The organism is Cupriavidus sp. 01L46 (assembly GCF_056399905.1).
Genome location: NZ_JBFTSF010000461.1, coordinates 1 through 3,460 on the forward strand (window position 1 = coordinate 1; position 3,460 = coordinate 3,460).

Annotated in this window: 2 protein-coding genes and 1 pseudogene; 2 read left to right on the top strand and 1 reads right to left on the bottom strand. The window is 66.8% G+C overall.

Annotation, left to right across the window (positions count from 1 at the left end; translation table 11 throughout):
- Window positions 1-303: 303 nt before the first annotated feature.
- The gene (norR, locus tag AC1DS3_RS36785) at window positions 304-1,872 is read right to left on the bottom strand and encodes a nitric oxide reductase transcriptional regulator NorR (RefSeq protein ID WP_477129150.1); all 1,569 of its coding nucleotides are present in this window, start codon (window positions 1,870-1,872) and stop codon (window positions 304-306) included.
- Between the two features lie 149 nt (window positions 1,873-2,021).
- Between norR and ytfE the strand changes: the two genes are divergently transcribed.
- Together ytfE and AC1DS3_RS36795 are read left to right on the top strand one after the other, a co-directional pair.
- Window positions 2,022-2,702, top strand: coding sequence for an iron-sulfur cluster repair protein YtfE (gene ytfE / locus AC1DS3_RS36790; protein ID WP_441639962.1), 681 nt, complete (start codon window positions 2,022-2,024; stop codon window positions 2,700-2,702).
- 40 nt (window positions 2,703-2,742) lie between these two features.
- Window positions 2,743-3,460, top strand: a pseudogene (locus AC1DS3_RS36795) (nitric-oxide reductase large subunit); the annotation flags it as partial.

The window sequence follows — 3,460 nt, forward strand, 5'->3', positions numbered from 1 at the left end:
GCCCAGCACCGCAAACATCATCCATATGGCAAAGCAGATGGTGAAGGCGAAGGTGCTGGATGCCAGCACCGCATAGGCGCGGCGTGGTACCGGCTCGCGCGGGAGGGGTTGGGTGGCCATGGCCATGCTCCTGTGTCAACAATGACGATTGGCTCCCAGCGTAGAGAGCGCGACCGCAATTGACCATTCGCCGGCAGCACATGTGCAGGTGCCGGTGGAGCTAGTTCCAATGGGGAGGGGTGTGCCCGCTCGGGGCAGACATGGCGCCGTGGAAGAGGCGCCAGGCCAAGTGTCGGGATACGTTCAGCCCGCGTTGCGTTGCGGCCTGTCGTCGTGCTTGATGCCGAGCCGGCGGGCAAGCTTGTGCAGGTTGCTCGCGTCCACGCCCAATTGGCGGGCGGCCTGTGCCCAGTTGCCGCCCCGCGTGGCCAGTGCCTGCTCGATGCAGTGCCGCTGGCATTGGTCCATCGCCTCGCGCAAGGTGGCTGCCGTAGGCGCGAACGCAACCGGCTCGGCGCTTGGGGGCGGGGCTGCGGCACCGGCCGGCGCCGGCTCCAGCCCATCGAGATCGAGGCGTTCCGCCTCCAGGGTGACGATATCGTTGCGGTTCGCGCCGCGGCTGACGGTCTTGAGCGCCGCCCGGCTGATGACATGCTCCAGCTCGCGCACATTGCCCGGCCACGGGTAGCGGCGCAGGGCGGCTTCCGCGGCGGTGGACAAGCGCAGGCTGCGCAGGCCGAGCCGGGCGCGATTGAGTTCCAGCATCCGGCCCGCCAGCAGCARCACGTCGTTGCCGCGCTCGCGCAGCGGCGGAATCGGGATCGGGTAGACCGAGAGCCGGTGATACAGGTCGGCGCGAAACGACCCGTCGCGCACGTGATCGCGCAGGCTGCGATTGGTGGCCGCGATGATGCGCACGTCGACGCGGCGCGGCCGGTCGGAACCCAGGCGCTGGATTTCGCCGTTCTGCAAGGTGCGCAGCAGCTTGGCCTGGATCGAGAGCGGCAGCTCGCCCACCTCGTCAAGGAACAGCGTGCCGCCGTCGGCCGCTTCGAAGCGGCCAGGCCTTTCGCCCACCGCGCCCGAGAACGCGCCCTTGGCGTGCCCGAACAGCTCGCTCTCGGCCAGCGATTCCGGCAAGGCGGCGCAATTGACATGGATGAGCGGTTGCGCGCGCCGCCGCGAGAGCCGGTGCAGCCGGTGCGCGAATAGTTCCTTGCCCACGCCGGTTTCACCCAGCAGCAGCACCGGGAGCTCCGAGTCGRCCACCACCGTGAGCTCATGCAGCAAGCGGCCGATCGCCTCGCTCTGGCCAATGATCTCGCCATCGTCCCGGGCCGTGTCGCCCAGCGGGGCTTCGCCGCGCGTAAGCCGCAGCGCGCGGATCTCGGCTTCCAGCCGTGTCGTGCGGATCGCGGCCTCGACGACTACCGTCAACTGCCGCAAATCGGCCTGCGCCGCTTCGCCAAAGGTGCCGACGGCCAGCGCGTCGAGCGTCAGCACGCCCCACGGCTGGCCTTCCACATGCAGGCTCGTGCCCATGCAGTCGTGCACCGGGAGGGGCTCGCCCACGTGCTCGTCGATCAGCCCGTCGTAGGGGTCGGGCAGCACGCTGTCATGGTGGAAGCAGGTCACGCCGCGCCTGGCCAGGATGGCGGCCRGCCGTGGATGGAGTCCCACCGCGAAACGCCGCCCGAGGGCATCGCGCACCAGTCCGTCGATCGCCACCGGCCGCAGTTGATCTTCTTCCAGTTGCAGGAGCGCGACGGCGCCGCAGCGGAAGTGGGCACGCAGGCTGCTGACCAGCCGCTGCAGCCGCACTGCCTGCGGAAGGTCGGCAACGAGGTCCGTCAGCAAGAGATTCTCCATCATGGTCAATTAAACCCTATTGGGTATTTTTCACCCCTGTTCGGTAAGGGTAAATAATACCCTCAAAAAATTAAGTCATTGATTCTTTGCATGAATTTTTCAGGCACGGGTTTCGCTATGTGAGTGACGCACCCCTTACAAAGGAGAACATCATGAGCATGACTGAACAATCGCTGGGCCAGCTTGCCCGCAAGATCCCCGGCGCTACCCGCGTGTTTCACGACTACCAGCTGGATTTCTGCTGCGGCGGCAAGCAGAGCCTGGGCGAGGCCGCGCAAGCAGCAGGCCTGGATGCGCAGGCGATCGAGGCACGCCTACTATTGCTGCAAGCCCAGGCGCAGCGCGACGGCCGCGACTGGGGCACCGCGTCCGCGGCCGACCTGATCGCCCATATCCTCGCGCGCTACCACGAGGTGCATCGCCAGCAAYTGCCCGAGCTGATCCGCCTGGCGCGCCGGGTGGAGCAGGTGCATGGCGACCGCGAGGATTGCCCGCTTGGCCTGGCGGACCACCTCGGGGTCATGCAGCAGGAGCTGGAGAGCCATATGCAAAAGGAAGAGCAGGTCCTGTTCCCGTTGCTTGCACGCGAGCTCGGCAACATGGCGGGTGGCCCCATCTCGGTCATGCGCATGGAGCACGACGAGCACGGGCAGGCGCTGCAACAGCTCAATGCCTTGACCAATGACATTACCTTGCCCCGCGCCGCGTGCAACACTTGGCGCGCGCTGTACCTCGGGCTGCGTACCTTGCGCGAAGACCTGATGGAACACATCCATCTCGAGAACAACATCCTGTTCGACAACGCTGAGCAAGCCGCTCCGGCCCACGCCTGATCCCACCGCGACAGGCACACGCATCACAGCGAGACCCATCATGGGACAATACAAAAGACTCTGGTTCACCCTGATCGCCGTCGTGGCGGTCACCTTTTCGCTGCTTGGGTACTACGGCACCGAGGTCTACCGCAAGGCGCCGCCGATTCCGCAGCAAGTCGCGACCGCTGACGGCAAGGCCCTGTTCAGCAAGGACGATATCCTCGACGGCCAGACCGCATGGCAATCCGTCGGCGGCATGCAGCTCGGCTCCATCTGGGGCCACGGCGCCTACCAGGCGCCGGACTGGACCGCCGACTGGCTGCACCGCGAGCTGACCGCCTGGCTCGACCTGGCCGCGCGCGATACCTACGCCCGCACCTATGCCGCGCTCGACGGGCCAACCCAGGCCGCGCTGCGCGAGCAGCTCCGCGCCGAGTACCGTGGCAACCGCGCCGACCAGGACAGCGGCGTGCTCACTGTCTCCAGGCGCCGGGCGCAGGCCATTGCCGCCACCGCCGCTTACTACGAACGGCTGTTCTCCGACGCACCGGAGCTGCGCAAGAGCCGCGAGAGCTTCGCCATGAAGGAGAACACGCTGCCCAGCGCCGAACGCCGCGTGAAGCTGACTCACTTCTTCTTCTGGACCGCATGGGCTGCCGCCACCGAGCGCCCCGGCCTCACCGCCACCTACACCAATAACTGGCCGCACGAGCCGCTGATCGGCAACCAGCCCACCAGCGAGAACATCATCTGRTCCATCGCCAGCGTGGTAGTGC